The organism is Cellulosimicrobium sp. NPDC030954, assembly GCF_055571305.1.
Genome location: NZ_JBVIFN010000003.1, coordinates 367684 through 389716, shown reverse-complemented (window position 1 = coordinate 389716; position 22033 = coordinate 367684). Strand labels below are relative to the sequence as shown.

Annotated in this window: 18 protein-coding genes, 1 tRNA gene and 1 pseudogene; 16 read left to right on the top strand and 4 right to left on the bottom strand. The window is 75.4% G+C overall.

Annotation, left to right across the window (positions count from 1 at the left end; translation table 11 throughout):
* Positions 1-209: 209 nt before the first annotated feature.
* Positions 210-794, top strand: coding sequence for a YgjP-like metallopeptidase domain-containing protein (locus ACZ402_RS09430; protein ID WP_375823108.1), 585 nt, complete (start codon positions 210-212; stop codon positions 792-794).
* Between the two features lie 16 nt (positions 795-810).
* Here ACZ402_RS09430 and ACZ402_RS09425 read toward each other — a convergent pair whose 3' ends face one another.
* A complete protein-coding gene (locus ACZ402_RS09425; RefSeq protein WP_375823107.1) occupies positions 811-2361 on the bottom strand; it encodes a zinc-dependent metalloprotease in 1551 nt (516 codons plus the stop codon).
* Between the two features lie 165 nt (positions 2362-2526).
* Between ACZ402_RS09425 and ACZ402_RS09420 the strand changes: the two genes are divergently transcribed.
* Together ACZ402_RS09420 and ACZ402_RS09415 are read left to right on the top strand one after the other, a co-directional pair.
* A complete protein-coding gene (locus tag ACZ402_RS09420) occupies positions 2527-3525 on the top strand; it encodes an NAD-dependent epimerase/dehydratase family protein (RefSeq protein ID WP_375823106.1) in 999 nt (332 codons plus the stop codon).
* A 90-nt stretch (positions 3526-3615) separates the two neighbouring features.
* Positions 3616-4722: a YlbL family protein gene (locus ACZ402_RS09415; RefSeq protein ID WP_375823105.1), complete on the top strand. Its 1107-nt coding sequence runs from the start codon at positions 3616-3618 to the stop codon at positions 4720-4722.
* A gap of 15 nt (positions 4723-4737) precedes the next feature.
* Here ACZ402_RS09415 and ACZ402_RS09410 read toward each other — a convergent pair whose 3' ends face one another.
* Complete coding sequence (locus tag ACZ402_RS09410) at positions 4738-5346, bottom strand: PPA1309 family protein (protein WP_375823104.1); 609 nt, start codon at positions 5344-5346, stop codon at positions 4738-4740.
* A 155-nt stretch (positions 5347-5501) separates the two neighbouring features.
* On the opposite strand from ACZ402_RS09410, the gene ACZ402_RS09405 reads away from it, so the two are divergent.
* From ACZ402_RS09405 to ACZ402_RS09365, 9 genes are all read left to right on the top strand, one after another.
* Positions 5502-8546, top strand: a complete 3045-nt coding sequence (locus ACZ402_RS09405) for a UPF0182 family membrane protein (RefSeq protein ID WP_375823103.1) — start codon at positions 5502-5504, stop codon at positions 8544-8546.
* 120 nt (positions 8547-8666) lie between these two features.
* Positions 8667-9707: an aldose 1-epimerase gene (locus ACZ402_RS09400; RefSeq protein WP_375823102.1), complete on the top strand. Its 1041-nt coding sequence runs from the start codon at positions 8667-8669 to the stop codon at positions 9705-9707.
* Positions 9708-9769: 62 nt separating this feature from the next.
* Positions 9770-9843: transfer RNA gene (locus ACZ402_RS09395), tRNA-Met, on the top strand.
* Between the two features lie 293 nt (positions 9844-10136).
* A complete protein-coding gene (locus ACZ402_RS09390) occupies positions 10137-10343 on the top strand; it encodes a type II toxin-antitoxin system VapB family antitoxin (protein WP_465285855.1) in 207 nt (68 codons plus the stop codon).
* Positions 10340-10753 carry a PIN domain-containing protein gene (locus ACZ402_RS09385; protein ID WP_375823100.1) on the top strand — a complete coding sequence of 138 codons (414 nt, stop codon included), beginning with the start codon at positions 10340-10342 and terminating at the stop codon, positions 10751-10753. Before ACZ402_RS09390 ends, ACZ402_RS09385 begins: the two co-directional genes overlap by 4 nt.
* A 156-nt stretch (positions 10754-10909) precedes the next feature.
* The gene (locus ACZ402_RS09380) at positions 10910-11791 is read left to right on the top strand and encodes an ABC transporter substrate-binding protein (protein ID WP_375823099.1); all 882 of its coding nucleotides are present in this window, start codon (positions 10910-10912) and stop codon (positions 11789-11791) included.
* 7 nt (positions 11792-11798) lie between these two features.
* Complete coding sequence (locus tag ACZ402_RS09375) at positions 11799-12728, top strand: amino acid ABC transporter permease (protein WP_375823098.1); 930 nt, start codon at positions 11799-11801, stop codon at positions 12726-12728.
* Positions 12725-13528 carry an amino acid ABC transporter ATP-binding protein gene (locus tag ACZ402_RS09370; RefSeq protein WP_375823097.1) on the top strand — a complete coding sequence of 268 codons (804 nt, stop codon included), beginning with the start codon at positions 12725-12727 and terminating at the stop codon, positions 13526-13528. The genes ACZ402_RS09375 and ACZ402_RS09370 overlap by 4 nt, the downstream gene beginning before the upstream one ends.
* A 279-nt stretch (positions 13529-13807) precedes the next feature.
* Entirely contained in the window at positions 13808-14383 is a 576-nt protein-coding gene (locus ACZ402_RS09365) for a hemerythrin domain-containing protein (RefSeq protein ID WP_375823096.1), read from the top strand.
* Positions 14384-14390: 7 nt separating this feature from the next.
* Here ACZ402_RS09365 and ACZ402_RS09360 read toward each other — a convergent pair whose 3' ends face one another.
* Entirely contained in the window at positions 14391-16598 is a 2208-nt protein-coding gene (locus ACZ402_RS09360; RefSeq protein ID WP_375823095.1) for a serine/threonine-protein kinase, read from the bottom strand.
* 97 nt (positions 16599-16695) lie between these two features.
* Between ACZ402_RS09360 and ACZ402_RS09355 the strand changes: the two genes are divergently transcribed.
* The 3 genes and pseudogenes from ACZ402_RS09355 to ACZ402_RS09345 all read left to right on the top strand — a co-directional run.
* Positions 16696-18699 carry a thioredoxin domain-containing protein gene (locus ACZ402_RS09355; RefSeq protein WP_375823094.1) on the top strand — a complete coding sequence of 668 codons (2004 nt, stop codon included), beginning with the start codon at positions 16696-16698 and terminating at the stop codon, positions 18697-18699.
* Between the two features lie 73 nt (positions 18700-18772).
* Entirely contained in the window at positions 18773-19249 is a 477-nt protein-coding gene (locus ACZ402_RS09350; RefSeq protein ID WP_375823093.1) for a dsRBD fold-containing protein, read from the top strand.
* Positions 19246-19482: pseudogene (locus tag ACZ402_RS09345) on the top strand (acylphosphatase); the annotation flags it as partial. The gene ACZ402_RS09350 and the pseudogene ACZ402_RS09345, both read left to right, overlap by 4 nt.
* Positions 19483-19554: 72 nt before the next feature.
* Here ACZ402_RS09345 and ACZ402_RS09340 read toward each other — a convergent pair.
* Entirely contained in the window at positions 19555-20673 is a 1119-nt protein-coding gene (locus tag ACZ402_RS09340; protein WP_375823092.1) for a M15 family metallopeptidase, read from the bottom strand.
* A gap of 147 nt (positions 20674-20820) precedes the next feature.
* On the opposite strand from ACZ402_RS09340, the gene ACZ402_RS09335 reads away from it, so the two are divergent.
* On the top strand, positions 20821-21951 hold the full coding sequence (locus ACZ402_RS09335; protein ID WP_375823091.1) for a DUF2235 domain-containing protein: 1131 nt from the start codon (positions 20821-20823) through the stop codon (positions 21949-21951).
* The last annotated feature ends 82 nt before the right edge of the window (positions 21952-22033 follow it).

Genomic DNA, 22033 nt, shown 5'->3' with positions numbered 1-22033 from the left:
GGCGCGGTCGGCCGCCCGCCGGTCAGCGTGGCACGGGAGCGACCCCCGACCCGAGTTGTCCACAGGAAGACCTCGACGGCGGTTCCGAGGCGGTTCCTTGACCGGGAGCACAGCTGCTCGCGACGTCTGCCCGACCCGTCGGCGCGGAAATCCGCGCCGCGCGGCGTGGGCCCCTGCCTTTTCGTGGCGAGAACCACTACGGTCTGAGCGTGGTCCGGGAGACGATCGTGGAGGTTCGGCGCAGCCGCCGACGCAAGAGCACGGTGAGCGCCTACCGCGACGGCGAGCGCACCATCGTCGCGATCCCGGCGCGCTTCACCCGCGCGCAGGAGCGGGAGTGGGTCCAGCGCATGCTCGACCGCCTGGCCGACTCCGAGCGGCGGCGACGCCCCTCCGACGACGAGCTCGAGCGTCGCGCCGTCGAGCTGTCCGAGAAGTACCTCGACGGCCGCGCGCGCCCGACGAGCGTGCGCTGGTCCGGGAACCAGGACCGGCGGTGGGGGTCGTGCACCCTCATCGACGGGACGATCCGTATCTCGACCCGCGTGCGGGGGATGCCCTCGTGGGTGCTCGACTACGTGCTGCTGCACGAGCTCGCGCACCTGCTCCACGCCGGCCACGGCCCGGGGTTCTGGAAGCTGCTCGAGTCGTACCCGCGGACCGACCGGGCGCGCGGCTTCCTGGAGGGCTTCTCGTTCGCGCGGGACGCGGAGCTCGAGCCCGGTGGCGACGAGTCCGACGCCCCCGGGGAGGATGCCGGGCTCGCGGCCGGAGGGTCGTCGGGCGCCTCCTGACGGACGGCGCCGAGGCTCAGCGCGTGCCGCCGCCCGCGTCGGTCGGCCCGTCGTCGGTCGCGTCGTCCGTCGTCGCGTCGTCCGCCGTGCCGGTCGAGGGCTGGGCGCCGCCCGTCCCCTCGGCGGCGCGGAAGATCTCCTCGAGCGCGCGGTCGACGTCGGCCTCCTCGATGCGGGTGACGGCCCGCCGGCTCTCGTAGCCCGCGGGGTCGTCGAGGTCCGTCGCGTCGGGCAGGAGGTCGGGGTGGTCCCAGACGCCGTCGCGCGCGCTCGCCCCGGACTGCGCGGCGATGAGCGCCCACAGGGCCGCCGCGTCGCGCGAGCGCCGGGGGCGCAGCTCCAGGCCGACCAGGGTCGCGAACGTGTGCTCGGCGGGGCCGCCCGCCGCGCGCCGGCGTCGCAGCATCTCGCGCAGCGGGACCGCGTGCGGCAGGTGGGGGAGGGCAGCGGCGGCCGTCACCTCGTCGACCCAGCCCTCGACGAGCGCGAGCGTCGTCTCGAGCCGCAGGAGGGTGGCCTGCTGCTCGGGCGTGTTCTGGAGCCCGAAGACGCCGCCGGACAGGGCGCGCTGGAGGGCGTCCGTGTCGGTGAGGTCGACGTCGGAGAGCTGCGACTCGAGCGCGGACAGGTCGATGGTGATGCCGCGCGCGTACGCGTCGACCAGGCTGCGCAGGTGGCCGCGCAGCCACGAGACGTGCGTGAAGAGGCGCGCGTGGGCCGCCTCGCGGAGCGCGAGGAACAGGCGGACCTCGTCCGCGGGGGCGTCCAGCCCCGCGGCGAACGCCTCGACGTTCGTCGGCAGGAGGACCGTCCCGGGCTGGTCGAGCAGCGGCAGCCCGACGTCGGTGGCCCCGAAGACCTCGCGCGACAGCGTCCCCGCCGCCTGGCCCACCTGCATGCCGAAGACGGCTGCACCGAGGCGCTGCATGAGCGCCGCGGGGTCGCCCGGCATCCCGAGCGCGCCGGCGGGGAGCCCGGGCACCTGGCCCGGGAGCGTGAAGCCGACGCCGGGCAGCGCCGACGGGTCGTCGCCGAGTCCCTCCGGGAGCTGGTCGCGCAGGACCGTCGCGAGCGCGTCGGCGACGGACGCCGCGACGGGCGCGACGAGCTCGTTCCACGCGGGGAGCGTGTGCTCGACCCACTCGGACCGGCTCCAGGCCTGGGCGCGTCCGCCGGACGGCGGGAGGTCGGTGACGGCGTCGAGCCACAGCTCGGCGACGGACAGCGACTCCGTCACGGCGCGCTGCTGCGCCGCCGTGACGGAGGGGTCGCCCTCGGCCACGGCGACCTGGCGCGCGACGTCGTGCGAGACGTCCGTGTTCACCGGGCCGTCGCTCGGCGTCGACAGCAGGCGCTGGACCTGCGCGAGGACGTGCTGGAACAGCTGGGGGTCCGCCGCGCCCCCGGCGGCGAGCGCCTGGGGGTCGAGGCCGCGGGCGCGCAGCTCGCGCAGCGCCTCGTCCGCGTCGGGTCCGAGCATCGAGCGGAGCAGCTCCTCGAACCGCGGGTCGAAGGGCGTGTCGTCGTCGCCCGGTCCGGGCGTGCGGTCGGGGGGAAGGCTGCTCATCGCGACTCCTCACGGTAGCGTCGGTGATCACCGTAACCACGATCGACCGCCGAGAACGGGGGCTGGGCCATGTCCGAGGGCCGGGTTCGCTCACGGCGCAGCGACGCGGTCCCCGCCGGGGGGCAGCCCCCGGGCGACCCGGGGGAGGCCCCCCGGTCCGAGCCCGTGAGGCCGCCGGGAGACCCCGTCGTGGTCGTCGGCGTCGGGCAGGTCGCCGGCGCGGTGCGTCGCGGGCTGGGCGCGGCGGACGCGTCGCCCGTGGACGCCGAGGGGTGGCCCGCCGGCGCACGCCGGCTCGTCGTGGTCGCCCCGGCGGGGGAGTTCGGGGCGCCGCGCGCGAAGACCGACGCCGAGCAGCGCGCCCGGCTGGCGCTCCTCGGGCGGCGCGCGGGCGAGGCCGCGGTCTCCGCGGGGATCGAGCACGTCGTCGCCGTGACGTCGGCCGCGGTGCACGGGGCCGCGCCCGGCCGGGCGGTGATCGAGGACGACGACCCGGTCGCCGTCGACGACGGGCCCGGCTTCGCGGGGGACGTGGCCGCGTTCGAGGACGCGCTGCGCGAGGCGCTGGGCGGGGTGCCGTTGGGGCTCGTGCGGCCGACCGTCGTCGTCGGGCCGGGGATCGACACGCTCCTGACGCGGCACTTCGAGGCCCCGCGCCTGCTCACGGTCCGCGGCGGGGAGCGCACGTGGCACCTCGTGCACGTCGAGGACGTCGTCGCGGCGGTCCGCGTCGCGCTCGACGGCGGCCTCGTCGGCGGGCTGACGGCCGGCCCGCTGCGGGACGGGCTGCCCGACGCGCTGGACTCCGAGACGGTGGCGGCCGCGGCCGGGCTGCGCACGGTGCAGCTCCCGCCCGCGACCGCGTTCGGCGCCGCGGAGCGGCTGCACCGGGTGGGGGTGCTGCCGTCGCCGGCGAGCGACCTCGCGTTCGTCGTGCACCCCTGGTCGGTCGCGGCCGGGCGCCTGCACGACGCCGGGTGGTCGCCGGCCTGGTCGGGCGCGGCGGCGCTGGAGGTGCTGCTCGCGGAGGTGCGCGGCCGGGTGGGCGTCGCGGGGCTCCGGTTCGGAGGTCGTGACGCGGCGGCCCTCGGCGCCGCGGGCGCGGCGGTCGCGGTCCTGGGGACCGCGGCGGTCTGGCGGCAGGCGCGGTCGCGCCGTCCCTGACCGTCCGCCGTCGGGCCGCGGTCGGGGGCCCCTGCGGCGCGCGGGCGCGGTCGGCAGGGAGATCCCAGCATCCTCGGGGATGATGTCCCGGTGAGCGACGCCCCCTCCTTCGACGCCCTCCTCACGGAGGACGAGCACGTCCCGCCGCCGGTGACCCGGCGGTCCCTGACGTTCGGCATCTCCCTGCTCGCGACGACGCTGCTCGTCGCGGGCCTCGCGATCCTGCCCGCGCCCTACGCGGTGCGGTCGCCAGGGCCCACGGAGGACACGCTCGGCGAGCAGGACGGCACGCCGCTCATCTCCATCACGGGTGCCGAGACGTTCGACTCGACGGGGGAGCTGCGCCTGACGACGGTCTCCGTCGCGGGCGGCCCCGGTTATCCGGTGAACCTCGGCCAGGTCGTGCAGGGCTGGTTCGACCGGTCGCGCAGCGTGCGCCCCGTCGAGGAGGTCTTCCCGACCGGGCGCACCAAGGAGGAGACGGAGCAGCAGGGGCAGGCCGAGATGATCTCCTCGCAGGAGAACGCGACGGTCGCGGCGCTCACCGAGCTCGGGTACGAGGTGCCGGCGACGCTCACGGTCGAGGCGGCGGTCCCGGACAGCGGGTCGGACGGGGTCGTCGAGCCGGGCGACGTCATCGTCGCGCTCGACGGCGCACCGGTCCCGACGTACCAGGACCTCATCGACGGGCTGGCCGCCGTCGACCCGGGCGCCGACGTGACGCTCGGCGTCCTGCGCGACGGCGCGGAGACCGACCTCACGGTGACGACGACCGACGGCGGCGACACCGCGCTGCTCGGCGTGTTCATCGACCCGACGTTCGACTTCCCCGTCGACGTGTCGATCCAGATCGAGGACATCGGCGGCCCGAGCGCCGGGACGATGTTCGCGCTCGGCATCGTCGACCAGCTCACGCCCGAGGACGAGGCGAACGGCGTCGTCATCGCGGGGACCGGCACCATGAGCGTCGAGGGCGACGTCGGGCCGATCGGCGGCATCCAGCAGAAGCTGTACGGCGCCCTGCGCGACGGCGCGACGTGGTTCCTCGCGCCGCAGGCCAACTGCCCGGAGGTCGTGGGCAACGTGCCCGACGGCCTGCACGTCGCGGCGGTCTCGACGCTGGCCGACGCCCGCGCGGCCATGGAGGCGATCGGCGCGGGCGAGGGCGACTCGCTCGCGACGTGCGAGGCGCGTTGACGACGACCGCTCGCGTCAGTCCTCGAGCGTCGCGCGCAGCGCGGTGACGAGGCCCGGGACGAGGTCGGGGCCGCCCGCGACGTCCGTGGCCGAGTCGTGCGCGCGCGACCGGACGGCGCACCAGGCCGGACCGTCCCGCAGCACCCCGACGGCGAGGCGCACGTCCTGCCGGTCCGGGTGCGACGTGAGGTAGGCGAGCGCCGCGTCCGGGTCCTCGGGCACGCCCTCCTCGGCGGCCGGGGGCAGGACGATCCGCTCGACGACGAGCGCGGCGCCGTCGACCGTCGCGGGCCAGGCCACGCGCGCGAGCCCGTCCTCGAGGTCGCCGTTCACGGCGAAGCCCTCCTGCTCGATCGAGAGCAGGTGGTGCGGGTCCGCGGTGGCCGCGGCGACGACGTCGGGCGGCAGGCGGTCCGCGAGCGTCGGGTCCGCCGCGAGCGCGCCGGCCGTCGCGACGAGCGCGAAGAGCCGCGGCGAGGCGTCCCAGCCGGCGTCCGCCGCGTGCACCTCGATCTCGTGGACGGCGAGCGCGAGGGCGTGCTGCGGCGTCGGGCCGCCGGGCGCGACCGGGTCGGGGCCGGGTGCGGGGAGGGCGGAGGGGGCTGCGTCGTCAGGCTGGGGCATGCCCCCATCGTCCCCCATCGCGCGCCGACGGGCGGTGGACGGCGGCCACCGACCGTGCCGTGCCCCACGGGGCCGCGGACCGTGGGAACCTTGGGGGAGGACCGGGCGTTGACCCCGGTGCACGCCCGAGCCACGACCGAAGAGGTATACCCACCGTGTCATTCGCCGCAGCGCCCCGCCGGCCGTCCTCCGGGGGGCGGCCCGCCCGGCGCCGGAGCCCGATCGGGATCGCGATCGCCGTCGTCGGCGCCCTCGTGGTCCTCCTGCTCCTGCTCGCCCAGTTCTGGACCGAGGTGCTGTGGTTCCGGCAGCTCGACTTCGCGAACGTCCTGTGGACGCAGTGGGGCGCGCGCATCGCCCTCTTCGTCGGCGGGTTCCTCGTGATGGGCGGTCTCGTCTTCCTGTCGTTCTCGATCGCGTACCGGTCGCGGCCGATCTACGCGCCCTCGACGCCCGAGCAGGCGACGCTCGACCAGTACCGCGAGGCGATCGAGCCGCTGCGCAAGGTCGTCATGATCGTCGCGCCCGCGCTCGTCGGCTTCTTCGCCGGCGCGGCGGCGGCGTCGCAGTGGCAGACCGTCCTGCTGGCGCTGAACTCGGTGCCGTTCGGCACGACGGACCCGCAGTGGGGCATCGACCTGTCGTTCTACGTCTTCACGCTGCCCGCGCTCCGGTTCGTCGTGAGCTTCCTCATGGCGGTCGTCATCATCGCGGGCATCGCGGCGGTCGCGACGCACTACCTGTACGGCGGGCTGCGCATCGGCGGCGGCTCCGACGCGGGCCCGCGCACGACGACGGCCGCGCGCGTCCAGCTCTCGGTGACCGCCGCGCTCCTCCTGGTCCTCATCGGGGCCAACTACTGGCTCGACCGGTACTCGATCCTCACCTCGGGCGGCGCCAAGTTCGACGGTGCGTCGTACGCGGACGTGCACGCGGTGATCCCCTCGAAGGCGATCCTCACGGTCGTCGCCCTGTTCGTCGCGGCGCTGTTCGTCGTGACCGCGGTGCGGGGCAACTGGCGCCTCCCGGCGATCGGCGTCGGTCTGATGGTCGTGTCGGCCATCGCCATCGGCGGCATCTACCCGAGCGTCGTCCAGCGCTTCCAGGTCACGCCGAACGCGCAGGACTTCGAGGAGGAGTACATCCAGCGCAACATCGACGCGACCAAGGCTGCGTACGGGATCGACCAGGTCGAGACCGAGCAGTACAACGCGAAGACCGAGGCGGAGGCGGGCGCGCTGCGCGAGGACGCCGACACCACGGCGTCGATCCGCCTGCTCGACCCGGAGATCGTCAGCCCGTCGTTCAGCCAGCTCCAGCAGAACAAGCAGTACTACCAGTTCTCGAGCTCGCTGTCGGTCGACCGGTACACGATCGACGACGAGAGCCGCGACACGGTCATCGCGGTGCGCGAGCTCAACCAGGACGGCCTGGGCGCCGACCAGCGCAACTGGGTCAACGACCACACGGTGTACACGCACGGCTTCGGCGTCGTCGCCGCGTACGGCAACCAGATCGGCCCCGACGGCCGCCCCGCGTTCTACGAGGGCTCGATCCCGTCGACGGGCGCGTTCACCGACGCGGGCGGCTACGAGCCGCGCATCTACTTCTCGCCGGAGGCGCCGCAGTACTCGATCGTCGGTGCCCCCGAGGGCCGCGACGCGTGGGAGCTCGACTACCCCGTCGACGACGAGGGCGGCCAGGTCAACAACACCTTCCCGACGCAGGACATCGAGGCGGGCCCGAGCGTCGGGTCGTTCATGAACAAGGTGCTGTACGCGCTGAAGTTCGGCTCCGAGCAGATCCTGTTCTCCGACCGCGTCACGGAGGAGTCGCAGATCCTCTACGACCGCAGCCCGCGCGACCGTGTCGCGAAGGTCGCCCCGTACCTCACGCTCGACGGGCGCGTGTACCCGGCGGTCGTGGACGGCCGGGTCAAGTGGATCGTGGACGGCTACACGACGTCGAACGCGTACCCGTACTCGACGTCCGAGTCGCTCGAGGACTCCACGCGCGACTCGCTCGTCGCGGCGAACTCCGTGGAGGCGCTCGCGCCGCAGCAGGTGAACTACATCCGCAACTCGGTCAAGGCGACCGTGGACGCGTACGACGGGTCCGTCGACCTGTACGCGTGGGATGCGGAGGACCCGGTGCTCCAGGCGTGGACCCAGGTCTTCCCGACCTCGGTCCAGCCGATCTCGGAGATCTCCGGCGACCTCATGAGCCACCTGCGCTACCCCGAGGACCTGTTCAAGGTGCAGCGCACGCTGCTCGCGAGCTACCACGTGGACGACGCCAACGAGTTCTTCTCGGGCCAGGACTTCTGGCGCAGCCCGGAGGACCCGACGGCGAGCGGCCAGGTCAAGCCGCTGCAGCCGCCGTACTACCTCACGCTCCAGATGCCGAGCCAGGACGCCCCGACGTTCTCGCTCATGTCGACGTACATCCCGGGTGGTGGCTCGGACCGCAACATCCTCACGGGCTTCCTCGCGGTGGACGCCGAGCCGGGCAACGAGGCGGGGGTGCGGTCGGAGGACTACGGCACGCTGCGTCTCCTCGAGCTGCCGCGCAACGCGACGGTGCCCGGACCGGGCCAGGTGCAGAACAACTTCAACACCGACCCGACGGCCGCCGACGGCCTGCTGGCGCTGCGGCGCGGTGACTCGACGGTCATCAACGGCAACCTCCTCACGCTCCCCGTGGGCGGCGGTCTGCTGTACGTCCAGCCGGTCTACGTGCAGTCGACCGAGGGCACGCGGTTCCCGCTGCTGCGCAAGGTCCTCGTGTCCTTCGGCGACGAGATCGGGTTCGCCGACACGCTCGACGAGGCGCTGGACCAGGTGTTCGGCGGCGACTCGGGTGCGAACGCGGGAGACGCCGACGGCGGGGTCGAGACCGAGGTCCCGGACCAGCCGGCCGACGGCGAGAGCGCCGACCCGGGGACGACCGACCCGGGCACGGAGCCTCCCGCGACCGAGGAGCCGGCGCCGCCGGCCGACGGCGGCACGGTCGACGGCGGTGCGCGCGCCGAGCTCGACCAGGCGCTGCGCCAGGCGCAGCAGGCCATCGAGGACGGTCAGGCGGCGCTCGCGGAGGGCGACTTCGCCGCGTACGGCGAGGCGCAGGACCGGCTGCAGCAGGCGCTCGAGGCGGCGCTCGCCGCGGAGCAGTCGCTCGACACCGAGTCGTCGGCGGGCTGACGAGGCCCTCGCGCCGGCGCGACGCACGACGGGCGGGTCGGGACACCTTCGGGGGTCCCGGCCCGCCCGTCGTCGTGCCGGAGTTGTCTTTTCGTGCGCCGACCGGGAGGATCGCTCCTCGTGACTTCTGCAACGGTTTGCAGCAACGCTTTCAGCGCGGCGGGTGACGAGGCTGCGGCCGTCCCCGCGGTGCGCCTGCACCACCCGTCCGGGGCCGAGCTGGTCGTGGCGCTGCGCGGTGCCGCCGTGCTCGCGTGGCGCGCGCCGTGGCGCGGGGCGGACGGGGTCGTGCGCCTCGAGGACCTGGTCGACGGGTATGCCGACGAGGCCGAGGTCGCCGCGCACGACGCCGCGCGGTCGGCCCTCATGGCCCCCTTCGTCAACCGCCTCTCCGGCGGGGAGTACGTGTTCGACGGAGCCCGGCACCAGGTGCCGCCCGTCCTGCCGTGGGAGCCCGTCACGATGCACGGCTTCGCCCGCACGCTCGACTGGACGGTCGTCGAGCGGGTCGAGGGGCCGACGAGCCCCGCCGAGCCGGGGGCCGCGCGTCCGACGTCGGTCCGGCTGGCGGCGACGGTGGCCCCCGACGCGCACGTCGGGTACCCGTTCGCGCTCGCGCTCGAGGTCGAGTACGTCCTCGGCGCGGGCTCGCTGGACGTCACGATGCGGGCCCGCAACGTCGGGGCGACGGCTGCGCCCGTCGCCCTGGGCTGGCACCCCTACCTGCGCGTCCCCGGCCACGGGACGATCGACCGGCTCGAGCTCACCGTCCCGGCCGCGTGCGCCGTCGTGGCCGACGCCGGGCGGCTCCCGCTCGCGGGGACCGAGGCGTTCGCCGCGGTCGACGGCCTCGGCCCGGTCGTGCTCGCGGACGTCCGCCTCGACCACGCGTTCGGCGCCCTGCGCGCCGACGCCGACGGTCGCGCCCGGACCCTCGTGCGCGACCCCGCCACGGGGCAGGGGCTCGCCGTGTGGCAGGACCGTGGGTTCGTCCACGTGTACACGGGCGACGGCCTGGCACGGCGCGAGCGGGCGGCCGTCGCGGTCGAGCCCGTCGAGACCCTGACCGACGCGTTCAACCGCCCCGACTGCGCGGCGGACGTCCGGCTGGAGCCGGGGACCGTGCGCGAGTTCGCGTTCGGGGTCGAGGTCCTGGCGTGACCCACGTCTCGTCCACCCGATTTGGCCTGGTCCGGAACCTCACGTAGAGTAGTGATCACCGACGCGGGGTGGAGCAGCTCGGTAGCTCGCTGGGCTCATAACCCAGAGGTCGCAGGTTCAAATCCTGCCCCCGCTACAAAATGAAGGGCCCGTGGTCAGCAGAAATGCCGACCACGGGCCCTTCGCCTTTTCCGTGAAGCGAGGTGCTGGCGGTCTGTCGCTCTCGCCTCCGGCCGTGGTCACCACCACGCGTCGTCGCCCCGCCACGCTTCCAGTCCGGAGCTGGCGTGGCCCTGGCGCAGTGGGGCCAGTGGCCGGTCGCGGCGCGGCCGCGCCACCGAGGTCGGGCGGCAGGTCGTGTCCTGTGACACCGGCTCGACGCGACATATGATGATCCATATATCCGTCGATGGAGGAGTTCACATGGCCATGACCAGTGTCGATCTCGACCCTCGCCTGATCGAGCGTGCCCGCGAGCTCACCGGAGAGCGGTCGAACCGCGCCGTCCTCGACCTTGCGCTGCGCCGACTCATCGCTTCGAAGCAGAAGGGCGCGATGATCGACGGTATCGCCGGGCTCTCCGACCTTCCGGAAGGGCTCGACGCTCCCGTCGTCCGCAGCGACGGAGCATCGTGACCGACTACCTCGTCGACAACTCCGTGTGGGCCAGGCTCGCCCGCGGTGACGCGGCCGTCACCGCGCGCCTGCGTCGCGTCGAGCGTGCCCCCGCCGACCTGTTCGTCACGTGCCCGCCGCAGGCCCTCGAGTTCTGCCACAGCGCGCGGACGCCCGACGAGCACGCGTTCTACCGCGAGCAGATCTCTCTCGGGTTTCCGCTCGAGCACGCGCCCGACGAGTCGCTCGTCCTCGACATCCAGGCTGCGCTCTGGACCTCCGGGCTCGTCCGCTCCGCCGGGGCGGTCGACATCCTCGTCGCGGCCTACGCGATCGTCAACGACGCGACGGTGCTCGCCGCCGACCACGACTTCGACCACATCGCCCGGGTGAGCGACCTGCAGCACGAGTACGTCGCGCCCGCGCAGTAGTGCTACGGGCGTCATCGCACGATCGAGCGGGCCGCCCTGTGACGCGACCCACCCCGCCGAGGAGCGGCCGAGGGAAGCCACGGCCCACGGCCCGGCGTTATCGTCAGTGGCCGGTGCCCACCACTCCCGCGGGCGCCCGACACCCGGAAGGTCACCATGCGCCGTCTGCGTCCCCGTCCCGCCGTCCTCACCGCCGTCACGGCGGTCGCCGCGCTCGCGCTGACGGCCTGTTCCTCGGGAGGCTCCGACGGCGGCGACGCCGCGAGCCCGAGCGGCAGCGCGTCGGGCGACGCCGCGCAGTGCGAGCCCGGCGCGCTCCCGACGCTCACCGACGGCGTGCTGACCGTCGGCGCGGGCGAGGCGTACGCGCCGTGGTACGTCGGCGAGCACGACTCGGGCGAGGGCTTCGAGTCGGCGCTCATCTACGCGGTCGCGGACCGCCTCGGCTACGCGGCCGACGACGTGGTCTGGGAGACCGTGACGTTCGAGCAGATCATCAGCCCGGCGGTGAAGCCGTTCGACGTCGCCGCCTACCAGACCTCGATCACCGACGAGCGCAAGCAGGCCGTCGACTTCTCCAGCCCGTACCTGACGACGCGCCAGGGCGTCATCGTCATGGAGGACGGCCCGTACGCCGGCGCGACGACGCTCGCCGAGCTCGACGGCGCGCGCATCGGCGTGACGGCCGCGCAGACGAGCCTCACGCTCGCGGAGGCCGCGTGGGGCGAGGACGCGGACATCTCGCCGTACAACGCGGCGGGCGACGGCATGCAGGCGCTGCAGTCCGGGACGATCGACGCGATGGTCATGGACGTCGACCAGGGCGTCGCCGCGTCGACCGAGTACTTCCCCGACTCCGTGGTCATCGGCACGCTGCCGGACCAGGGCGTCGTCGAGCAGTACGGGCTCGTGCTCGACCTGGACTCGGCGCTGACCGGCTGCGTGACCCAGGCGGTCGACGAGCTCGAGGCCGACGGCACGCTCGCCGAGCTGCGCACGACGTGGCTCAAGTCGGACGACATCCCCGTCCTCGAGTGACCCGGCCGTGACCGTGCCCGACGACGCGCGCCTGCCCGGGCGGGCCGGGACGCCGGACGGCGGCCCGGGAGTCGCGTGGACGCCGTCGCCGCTCGCGCTCGACCGCGCGGCGTTCCGGCGCGCCCAGCGGCGGCGGTCGCTCCTCGTCGCGCTCGCGAGCACGGTGCTCGTCGTGGCAGCGGTCGTGCTCGTCGTCGTCAACGCGCCCGGCTGGGAGCGCGCGCGGACCGCGTTCTTCGACCCGGCCATGGCGTGGGAGTCGCTGCCCGCGATCCTCGAGGGGCTGTGGCTCAACCTGCGCGTGTGGGTCGTGGCGGGCGTCGTCGGCACGCTGCTCGGTCTCGGCCTGGCGATCGCGCGCACGAGCCGGATCCCGGCGCTGTTCCCGCTGCGCGCGTTCGCGACCGCCTACGTCGACCTGTTCCGGGGCGTGCCCCTCCTGCTCGTCCTGCTGATCGTGGGCTTCGGGCTGCCCGCGCTGCGGCTGGAGTGGCTGCCGACGTCGGGCGCGTTCCTCGGGGCGCTCGCGATCGTCCTCACGTACACCGCGTACCTCGCCGAGGTGTTCCGCGCGGGCATCGAGTCGGTGCACCCGTCGCAGGTCGCGGCGGCGCGCTCGCTCGGACTCTCCCGTGCGCAGACGACCCGCCGCGTCGTGCTGCCGCAGGCCGTCCGCAACGTCACCGCGCCGCTCGCGAACAACCTCGTCTCGCTGCAGAAGGACTCGGGCCTCATCTCGGTGCTCGGCGCGGTCGACGCGATCCGCGCGGCGCAGATCGCCACGACGGGGAGCTACAACTTCACGCCGTACGTCGTCGCGGGGATCCTGTTCTTCCTCGTGTCGTTCCCGTTGACGCGGGCGGTCGACGCCTACCAGGCGCGCCGCGGCTGGGGCCGGTCGCTCGCGACCGTGAGCGGGGCGGGGGACATCCGATGAGCGCGTCCGTCCCGCCGTCCGGCGCGATCCCGCAGGACGCGGGCGCGCACCACCTGCTCTCCCTGCGCGGCGTCCGCAAGACCTTCCCCGCCGCGGGGGCCCCGCGCGGGCGCCGGGTCGTGCTCGACGGGATCGACCTCGACGTCGACGCGCACCGGTGCGTCGTGCTCGTGGGGTCGTCGGGCTCCGGCAAGTCGACGCTCCTGCGCGTGGTCAACCTCCTCGACGAGGTGGACGACGGCCAGATCCTGCTCGACGGCGAGGACGTCGCGGACCCGCGCCGCGACGCCAACCGGGTCCGGGCGCGCATGGGCATGGTCTTCCAGGCCTACAACCTCTTCCCGCACCTCACGGTGCTCGACAACGTGACGCTCGCGCCGCGCCTCGTGCACCGGCGGGCGCGCGCGGAGGCGGAGGCGGCGGCCGTCGAGATGCTGGGCCGGGTCGGGCTGGGGCACAAGGTGACCGCGTACCCCGACCAGCTCTCGGGCGGCGAGCAGCAGCGCGCCGCCATCGCGCGCGCCCTCGTCAACGGGCCGGAGCTGCTCCTGCTCGACGAGGTGACCTCGGCGCTCGACCCCGAGCTCGTCGGCGAGGTGCTCGACCTGCTCGCCGAGCTGCGGGCGGAGGGGCGCACGATGCTCGTCGCGACGCACGAGATGGGCTTCGCCCGCCGCGTCGCCGACGAGGTCTGCTTCCTCCACGAGGGCCGCGTCCACGAGCGCGGGACCCCGGATCAGGTGCTCGGCGACCCGCAGCGCGAGCGCACCCGCACGTTCCTCCGCCGCCTCCACGCCTGACTGTCTCTCTCCCCGGGGCCGCCGAACACGACATGAGGGTCGTTCTGAGCGTCTTCGCGGCCTTCAGGTCGTGTTCGACGGCGCGTGGTGTCGTTCTCGTCGACCAGTGCGCCCGGGGCAGGGCGACCCTGCGGGCGGCTGGTAGGGTCGCGCGCAGCGTCGCGTGCTGGTGGCGGACCACGTCAGGCATGGAGGCGCCGAACCCGGAAGGGGGAGCCGTGACGGCACGGACCCTTTCCTCGTTCCTCACCGGTGAGTGAGGGCGAGAAGACCAGGCTCGTGGCCTGGTACGACGAGATGCAGGCGGTGCACGGCCGGCTGCGGCGCGCGCTGGCGCTGGTGCGTCAGGCGGCAGCGGAGGCGGACGAACCACCCGGCTCCCGGCGACCCGGAGCAGAGCCGCCCCCCGGGGCGCGACCTGGTGCCGAGACAGGAGCCGCGGAGCACGACCGTCCGGCACGGGACGGCGGGGCGCAAGGGGCCGGCCCCGACCCGGCGCCCGCCGCGGACCTGCTCGTGTGGTGCCGCGGGTTCTGCACCGCGCTGACCCGCCATCACACCGCCGAGGACGCCGTGCTCTTCCCCGAGCTGGAGCGTCGCCACCCCGACCTGGCCGACGTGCTGCGGCGCCTGCGCCAGGACCACGGGATGATCGCGTACCTCGTCGCCGACCTCGAGCACGCGCTCGACCGGGCGACGGACACCGATGCGTCGCGCGACGCCGTCGGACGCCATCTCGACGGGGTGGGCGCGATCATGGAGTCGCACTTCCGGTACGAGGAACGGGCGCTCGGCGGCGTCCTGGCCGCGCTCGACCTCGCGGCCCCGCGCGACGACGTGCTCGGGCCGCTCTGAGCGCTGCTCAGCCGCGCACGACGAGCACCGCCGTGGTCACGACGGACGCGGACGCGAGGAGCGCGTACGGCCAGATCCACGTCCGCTGCCCGGCGACGCGCAGCACCACGGCGACCGCGAGCGCCGCCAGGGCCAGCACGGGGCCGTCGACGAGCGGGGCCAGGTCGACCGAGACGCGCAGGGTCTCCAGGAGCTGCGGCGGCACGGGGATGAACGGCTCGCTCTGCCGGGCTGCGCCGTCGGGCACGAGCCACAGCGTGCGCAGGACGGCCAGGACCGCGAGCAGGCGCGGCAGCGCGCGCAGGAGCGCGCTCCCGACCCGGGACCGGTCCACGCGCGACGACGCCGCGGACCGCGAGGATCCTGCCGACCGCGAGGAAGCCCCCGACCGCGACGGCGCCGTGGACCGGGACGCTGGCGCGGCCGTCGACGCCGGGTGCTGGTGCGGTGGCGCGGGGAACGCGGGTGCGTCCGGCCGCGCGATCGAGGGCTGCGGGGCCGGGGCGCTCGCGACGGGCGCGCCCGTGATGCGCGGCCGGGCGGACCGCGGTGTGGGCCCGAGGTGCTGGACGGGGCTCCGGCGCGGCGGGACCGACGGCGGGACCGGTCGCCCGACCTGCGTGGCGACGAGGTCGGGGGAGTCCATCACCCGGGTCCCCGCGACGGCCGCGGGCGCAGGCTCCGCGGGGGCCGACCCCGACGGCGGTCGGCCCAGCGTGGACACCCGCCGTACGGGCACCGGCCAGGCGCGCCCGCCCGCGGCGCCGCGCGGCGGGACGACGTCGGGCTCGTCGGTGCGCAGCCGGGCGACCCCGGCCGCGGGCTCGGGCCCGGCCGGCGTCACGTGCGGCGGGCGACGGTACGCCCGCCACCCGCGCAGGGTGTCCGGGTGCCCGGCAGGAGGGGTGGCGGCCTGCCACTGCATCGCCTGCCAGAGCCAGTCCTTGAGCTCGGCGGGGGTCCGGCCGTCGGCGACGTGCGCGCCGATGCTCGCCACGTGGTCGGCGATGACCTCGGACGCGGCGCCGTCGAACCCGTCGCCGTGCACCTCGGCGAGCACGCTCATGAGCGTGGCGTCGTACACGAGGGCGTGCCACGGCTCCCGGGCCCGGCCCGCGCCGGCCTCGGTCCCGGTGGGCGCGTCCTGAGCGGGCGGCTCGGGCCGGACGGGCGCACCGGTCGCGGCGGACAGCCCCGCGACGGGGCCGAGCGCCCGCTCGGCCGCGGTGGCGCCGTCCGCCACGATGCGCTGCGTGAGGAGCAGGGTGTCGTCGGCGGCCTCCCCGGCGAGCCGGGCGCGGAGCACCTCGGCGACGCTCTCGAGCGCGGGGCGGTGGTTCGGCTGGTACCGCGTCATCGACAGGATCAGGTCCTGCAGGTGCGGGTCGATCTCCGGCAGCTCGGCCGGGGACGGGGCGAGCTCCATCCCGGCCGGGACCCCGACGAGGTCGTCCGGCACCTCGCGCACGAGGTCCTCGGCCTCGAGGTCGCGGCCGAGGAAGTTCAGGTCCGCCGGCACGACGCCGGTGCTCGCGAAGATCAGCAGCAGGCCCAGCGCGTACACGTCCGAGCGGGGGTGCACGCGGCGGGCGAACAGCTCCGGCGCCATGTACGCGAGCGTCCCGACGGGCTGGGTGGACGTCGCGGTGTCGAACAGCTTGGCGATGCCGAGGTCGATGAGGACGGCGCGGTCGCCGTCGACCATGATGTTGGCGGGCTTCAGGTCGCGGTGCACGCAGTGCTGCTCCTGCAGCACGAGCAGCGCCTCGGCGACCTGCGAGGCCAGCCGCAGCGCCTGCCGTCCGTCCAGCGGGCCCGACGCGCGGACCTGCTCGCGCAGCGTGCTGCCGGGCACGAGCTCCATGGCGAACCACGGCTGGTCGTCGTCCAGGCCCGAGCGCACGAACGCGGGGAAGCCGCGTCCGCCGACGGCCTCCAGCAGCCGCGCCTCCTGCGTGAAGCGCTCGCGCGAGCCCTCCTGCAGGCCCGTGAGCACCTTCACGGCCACCTCCGCGCCGTCCGCGTCCGTGGCGCGGTAGACGTGCGCGAACCCGCCGTGCCCGAGCACCTCGCCGAGGGTGAACGGGCCCCGGCGGTCGCCGCTCGCCGGCACCTGACGGACGGGTCGACGGGGCAGCGGCGCGGGCGACGGCGGGCTCGGGTGGGTGTCGTCGTCGGTCGCCGCCGCGAGGACGGACTGCTCGGGGCCGGGCATGGGCGCAACGTTACAAGCGCGCACGTCCTGGACGTAGCAGACAAACCCGTTCTGGACTCCGCTCGCCGCCGCGCCGCCACCTGGCAGGCTGGGACGCATGGTCAACCGCCTCGCCGACGCCGTGAGCCCGTACCTGCGTCAGCACGCCGACAACCCCGTCGACTGGTACCCGTGGGGCGCCGAGGCGTTCGACGAGGCCCGCCGCCGCGACGTGCCCGTGATGGTGTCGGTCGGGTACGCGACGTGCCACTGGTGCCACGTCATGGCGCGCGAGAGCTTCTCCGACCCCGCGATCGGCGCGCTGCTCGGGCGCGGCTTCGTCGCGGTGAAGGTCGACCGCGAGGAGCACCCCGACGTCGACGCGAGCCTCCTCGCCGCCGCGAGCGCGTTCACGCCCGACCTGGGCTGGCCGCTCACCGTGTTCACGACGCCGGACGGCGCCCCGTTCTACGCGGGCACCTACTGGCCGCCGGTCCCCGTGGCGGGGCGGCCCGCGTTCCGGGACGTGCTCGACGCCGTCGCGCAGGCCTGGGAGCTGCGGCGCGACCAGGCCGTCGAGACGGGGGAGACGGTCCGCGCGGCGCTCCGGGACGCGGCCGCGGGGCGGCGGACGGGCGTCCCGCGCGCCGCGGCGACGACGGTCGCCGCCCCGGGGGAGCCCGGCGCACCCTCCGGGGCCGACGACGGTCCGGTCGGGCGGCTCGCCGACCACGCGCGGACGGTCGTCGACCGGCTGGAGGCCGCGGAGGACCGCGTGCACGGCGGGTTCGGCGGCGCGCCGAAGTTCCCCGTCGCGCCGACGCTCGAGCTCCTCCTCGACGTGGCGGCGTCGTCGGTCGCGGACCCCGAGGTCGCCCGGCGCGCGCTCGTCCTGGCCGGGCGCACGGTCGACGCGATGGCCGCGAGCCCGCTGCGCGACGTCGACGGCGGGTTCTTCCGGTACGCGACCCGGCCCGACTGGTCGGAGCCGCACTACGAGCGGATGCTCTACGACAACGCGCAGCTCCTCTCGGCCGCGACGACCCTCGCCGTCCTGCGGCGCACCGGGCCGGTCGACGGCCCGCTCCGCACGCCCGCGTCCGCTCCCGGGACGCCCGACCCGGGCGAGGGCGCCGCGCGGGTCGCGGCCGACGTCGGGCGCTTCCTGCTGCGCGTGCTGCGCCTGGCCGACGGCGCGTTCGCGAGCGCGCAGGACTCCGAGTCCGTCGTCGACGGCGAGCGCGTCGAGGGCGGCTACTACCTGCTGCCGCCCGCCGAGCGCGCGCGCCACGAGCCGCCCCGGCTCGACACCAAGGTGCTCACCGGCTGGAACGGTCTCGCGATCGAGGCGCTCGCGCGCGCCGGCCACCACCTCGACCTGCCCGACCTCACCGACGCGGCGCGCGCCGCCGCCGACCGGCTCCTCGCGACGCACGTGCGGTCCGACGGGACGCTCGTGCGGGCCTCGGAGGGTGGCGTCGCGTCGGGCGCCGTCGCGACGCTCGAGGACCACGGCGCGCTCGCGACCGCGCTCCTCGTCCTCGGCGGCCTGACGGGGGAGGCCCGGTACGTGCGCGAGGGCGTGCGCCTCGTCGACGCGACCCTCGGCGCGGACGGCGAGCTGCGGGCCCCGCAGGGCACCGACCCCGTGCTCACCGACCTCGGGCTCGCGGCGGGCGCCGCCGCGGACGCGTCGGAGGGCGCCGTGCCGTCCGGCACGACGGCCGCCGCGCGGGCCGCGCTGCTCGCCCACCTCGCGACCGGCGAGCCGCGCTTCCGGGACGCCGCCCGCGCGCACGTCGCCGCGTCCCCGACGGCGAGCGACCACCCGCTCGGCGCTGCCGGGGTGCTGCGCGTCGCCGTCGGGCTGGCCGAGCCGCCCCACCAGCTCGTGCTCGTCGCCGACCCGGGCCTGCGCGAGTCGTTCCGGCAGGTCGCGCGGGACTGGTACCACCCGGGCGCGCTGCTCCTCGGCGCGACGCCCGGCGACGCCGCGGCGCTCGCGGTCGACGGCGTCGGGCTCCTCGCCGGCCGCGGACCGGGCGCGTACCTGTGCGCCGACTTCGTGTGCCGCCTCCCGGCGCACGACCCCGACGCGCTCCGGCTCCAGCTCGGCGCGTGACCGGCCCGCCCGGGGGTGCAGGGCGCCCGTGCCGGTCGCATGATGGAAGAGCGGTGCGGCACGAGGAGGAGCCATGAGGGCATCGGTCGGGGACAGGATCGTGACCGCCTCGGGGGTCGTCGGCGGAGCGGTGCGCGACGGGGTGGTGGTCGAGCTGCGGCACGAGGACGGGTCGCCCCCGTACCTCGTCGAGTGGACCGACACGGGCGAGCGCACGCTCGTCTACCCGGGGTCCGACAGCTACGTCGAGCACGTCCCCGGCGCGGAGGCCGGGGGCGGGACCGGCTCGACCAAGGTGTGGCGCGTGCAGGTGAGCGTCGTCGAGTCGGAGGGTCGTACGACGGCGGAGGCCGTCCTGGTCGCGGAGGCGCCCGGCCACGTCCGGACGGTCGGGCGCGCACGCCGCGACCCGCACGACCTGGACGTCCCCCTCATCGGCGACGAGATCGCGGTCGGGCGCGCGCTGCGGCGGCTCGCGGACCGGCTGCTGGACGACGCCGAGTCCGACATCGAGTCGTCGACGGGCGTCCCTGCGCACGTGCACCTGTGACGGGGTCGCCCGACGCGCCCGTCGTCGTGCGCGCCGTCGTGCACGGGCGCGTGCAGGGCGTCGGGTTCCGCTGGGCGACGCGCGAACGGCTCACCGTGCTGGGCCTCGACGGGGCCGCGACGAACCGTCCCGACGGCACGGTGGAGGTCGTCGCCACCGGGCCGCCTGACGCCGTCGACCGCCTCGTGGCGTGGCTGCGCGACGGCCCGACGCCGGGGCACGTCACCCGGGTCGACGTCGACGCGCGCGGGGTGACGCCGTCGCGCGGGGCGCGGACCGACGCGGGCGCCGGGTCGGGCGACCGCTCAGGCGTCCGCGCGGGCGAGGACCGACTCCCAGTGCCACGGCTCGGGCACGCGCCCGTCCGGCTCGGCGAAGTCGGGGTGCGTCCAGCCGAAGGCCTCGGCGTTCTGCTTGAGCCACTCGTACTGGGGGGTGCCGAACGCCTGCACGCCGCCACCCAGGTCGACGGCGAACCCCAGGCCGTGGTTCGAGCAGCCGGGCGGGGCGGCGATCGGCGACGACGGGTCGTAGAGCCCGGCCTGCTCCTCGTAGGTGCGGTAGGAGGAGTTGATCGTCAGGTGCACGCCGAACCGCTCGACGTAGGCCGCGTCGAGCGCGACGAGGCCGTCGAGCACGTCGGCACGCACGCGGTCCGACGGCGACCACGGGATCGCGGCCAGGGCGGAGTCGGGCACGCGACCGCCGTCCGGGTCCCACACCTGGTCCGGCGCGGGGCAGGAGACGGCGTCCTGCGCGGTCGACGTCTCCTCCGTGGACGTGGCGACGGACGCCAGGTCCGCCTCCAGGTCGAGCACGGCCTGCTCCAGCGCGGCGAGGTCGTCGGCGGCCGCACCGGTCCCGGCCGTCACCGACGTCGCCGCGGCCGCGTCGAGCGCCTCCCGCAGCCGGGCGCGCACCGCCTCGTCGGCGCCCAGGCCCTCTGTCGCGGCGTAGATCTTCTCGCCCTGCTCCTGGACGGGAGCGAGGCTCGCGCGGGCCGCGTCGACCGCGGCCCGCGCGTGCTCCAGCATCGAGGCGTGCACGGCTTGTGACGCCTCCTCCAGCGAGACGGTCGCGCCCGTCGTGCCGGTCGTCATCCGGTCGACGAACGACGCCCCGAGCAGGGCGCGCGCGTCGTCGACCTCGACCGCGAGGTCGTCCCGGACGGCGGGGTCGGCGACCTTCCCGTCGGAGGTCGTGAGCAGGGCCTGCGCCGTGGTGGTCTGCGCGGCCAGGTCGTCGTAGGTCGACCCCCGGTACCAGACCAGGCCACCCCCGGCGGCGCCGAGGAGGAGCGTCAGCGTCACGACGACCGCGACCCACACGCCGCGGTGCCGGCGCGTCCCCCGGGCGTGCCGCCGCTCCCGCCCGGTCGGGTAGCCCGAGGGGCCGGTGGAGGGTGGGGTGCTCGTGACGGTCACACCGCCAGAACCTACGCCACCCCGCGGGTGCCCCCGGACCGTTCGCCGGGTGAGCGTGGACACGCTCACCGAAGTATCACGATCCCCGCCGGACCCTCCCCAGATGGTGACCCCGGTGACGGTGCCGGGGCGAGGTGGGGAGGGGCCATGAAGCGGCTGGTGCTGTGCTGCGACGGCACGTGGAACTCGCCGGTGAACGCGAGCGTGTCGAACATCGAGAAGATCGCGCGCTCGGTCCGCACCGGCATCGGACCGGACGGCGTGCAGCAGATGGTGTTCTCCGTCGAGGGCGTCGGGGCGCAGGGCTACCTGGTCGACCGCCTGCTCGGCGGGGCGTTCGGGTACGGTCTGACGCGCAACGTCGTCGCCGGCTACCGCCACCTCGCGCTCAACTACGAGCCCGGCGACGAGATCTACGTGTTCGGCTTCAGCCGCGGTGCGTACACGGCCCGCAGCATCGTCGGCATGGTCGCGACCGTCGGCCTGCTCACCCAGGACTCCCTGGCGCGCGACCACCTGTGCGACGCCGAGCGGATCTACCGCGTGCGCGACGCCGCCCAGCGGTCGGAGCGGGCCGCCGCGTTCCGCGCCGAGCACTGCCACGACCACGTCCCGGTCGCGTTCCTCGGGGTGTTCGACACCGTCGGCGCGCTCGGGGTCCCCGGGCTGTCGCGCCGCCGCAGCCGGTTCCACGACCTGCGCCTGTCGACCGACGTCGAGTGCGCCCGGCAGGCCCTCGCGATCGACGACCGCCGCATCACGTTCGAGCCCTGCCTCTGGGACGTCCCCGTCGCCATGGCGGCCCGGGTCAAGCAGGTGTGGTTCCCCGGCGGGCACAGCGACGTCGGCGGCGGAGCCCGGGCCCGCGCGCTCTCCGACACCGCGCTCCTGTGGATGGTCGGCGAGGCGATCGCGCGCGGGCTCACCTTCGACGAGGACCGGCTGTTCGCCCAGCTCCACCACGAGGACGAGTTCGTGTGCCGGTTCCGACCCGGCCTGCTGTTCGGTGCCCTCAACCTCCTCAAGCGCCTGCACCCGCGCCCGCGCTTCCGCGGCGACCGGCGCGTCCTCGCGGGCGTCCCGACCCCGCCGGACACCGTCGACGCCGTGTACCTCGCCCAGACCGCGGCGTACCTCACGGCCGACCCGTCCTCCGAGTACGCGCGTCACGCCCGCAACGTCACGTGGTGGCGCGAGAGCGCCGGTCCCGGCCTGGACCGCCTGGTCGAGCCGATCCCCGGCGGCACCCGGGAGGACCGGCCGCTCGTCCTCGCGTGAGGGAACGAGCGGACGCGATCGGCGACCGGCGCCCGGCGGCCGGCGACGGGCGATCGGTGATCCGCGACGGTCCGGACGTGGA

Coding starts and splice junctions, on each gene's coding strand:
- ACZ402_RS09425 (WP_375823107.1), bottom strand. CDS start 2,361: ATGAGCAGCCTTCCCCCCGACCGCACGCCCGGACCGGGCGACGACGAC.
- ACZ402_RS09410 (WP_375823104.1), bottom strand. CDS start 5,346: ATGCCCCAGCCTGACGACGCAGCCCCCTCCGCCCTCCCCGCACCCGGC.
- ACZ402_RS09390 (WP_465285855.1), top strand. CDS start 10,137: ATGACCAGTGTCGATCTCGACCCTCGCCTGATCGAGCGTGCCCGCGAG.
- ACZ402_RS09380 (WP_375823099.1), top strand. CDS start 10,910: ATGCGCCGTCTGCGTCCCCGTCCCGCCGTCCTCACCGCCGTCACGGCG.
- ACZ402_RS09370 (WP_375823097.1), top strand. CDS start 12,725: ATGAGCGCGTCCGTCCCGCCGTCCGGCGCGATCCCGCAGGACGCGGGC.
- ACZ402_RS09360 (WP_375823095.1), bottom strand. CDS start 16,598: ATGCCCGGCCCCGAGCAGTCCGTCCTCGCGGCGGCGACCGACGACGAC.
- ACZ402_RS09355 (WP_375823094.1), top strand. CDS start 16,696: ATGGTCAACCGCCTCGCCGACGCCGTGAGCCCGTACCTGCGTCAGCAC.
- ACZ402_RS09350 (WP_375823093.1), top strand. CDS start 18,773: ATGAGGGCATCGGTCGGGGACAGGATCGTGACCGCCTCGGGGGTCGTC.
- ACZ402_RS09335 (WP_375823091.1), top strand. CDS start 20,821: ATGAAGCGGCTGGTGCTGTGCTGCGACGGCACGTGGAACTCGCCGGTG.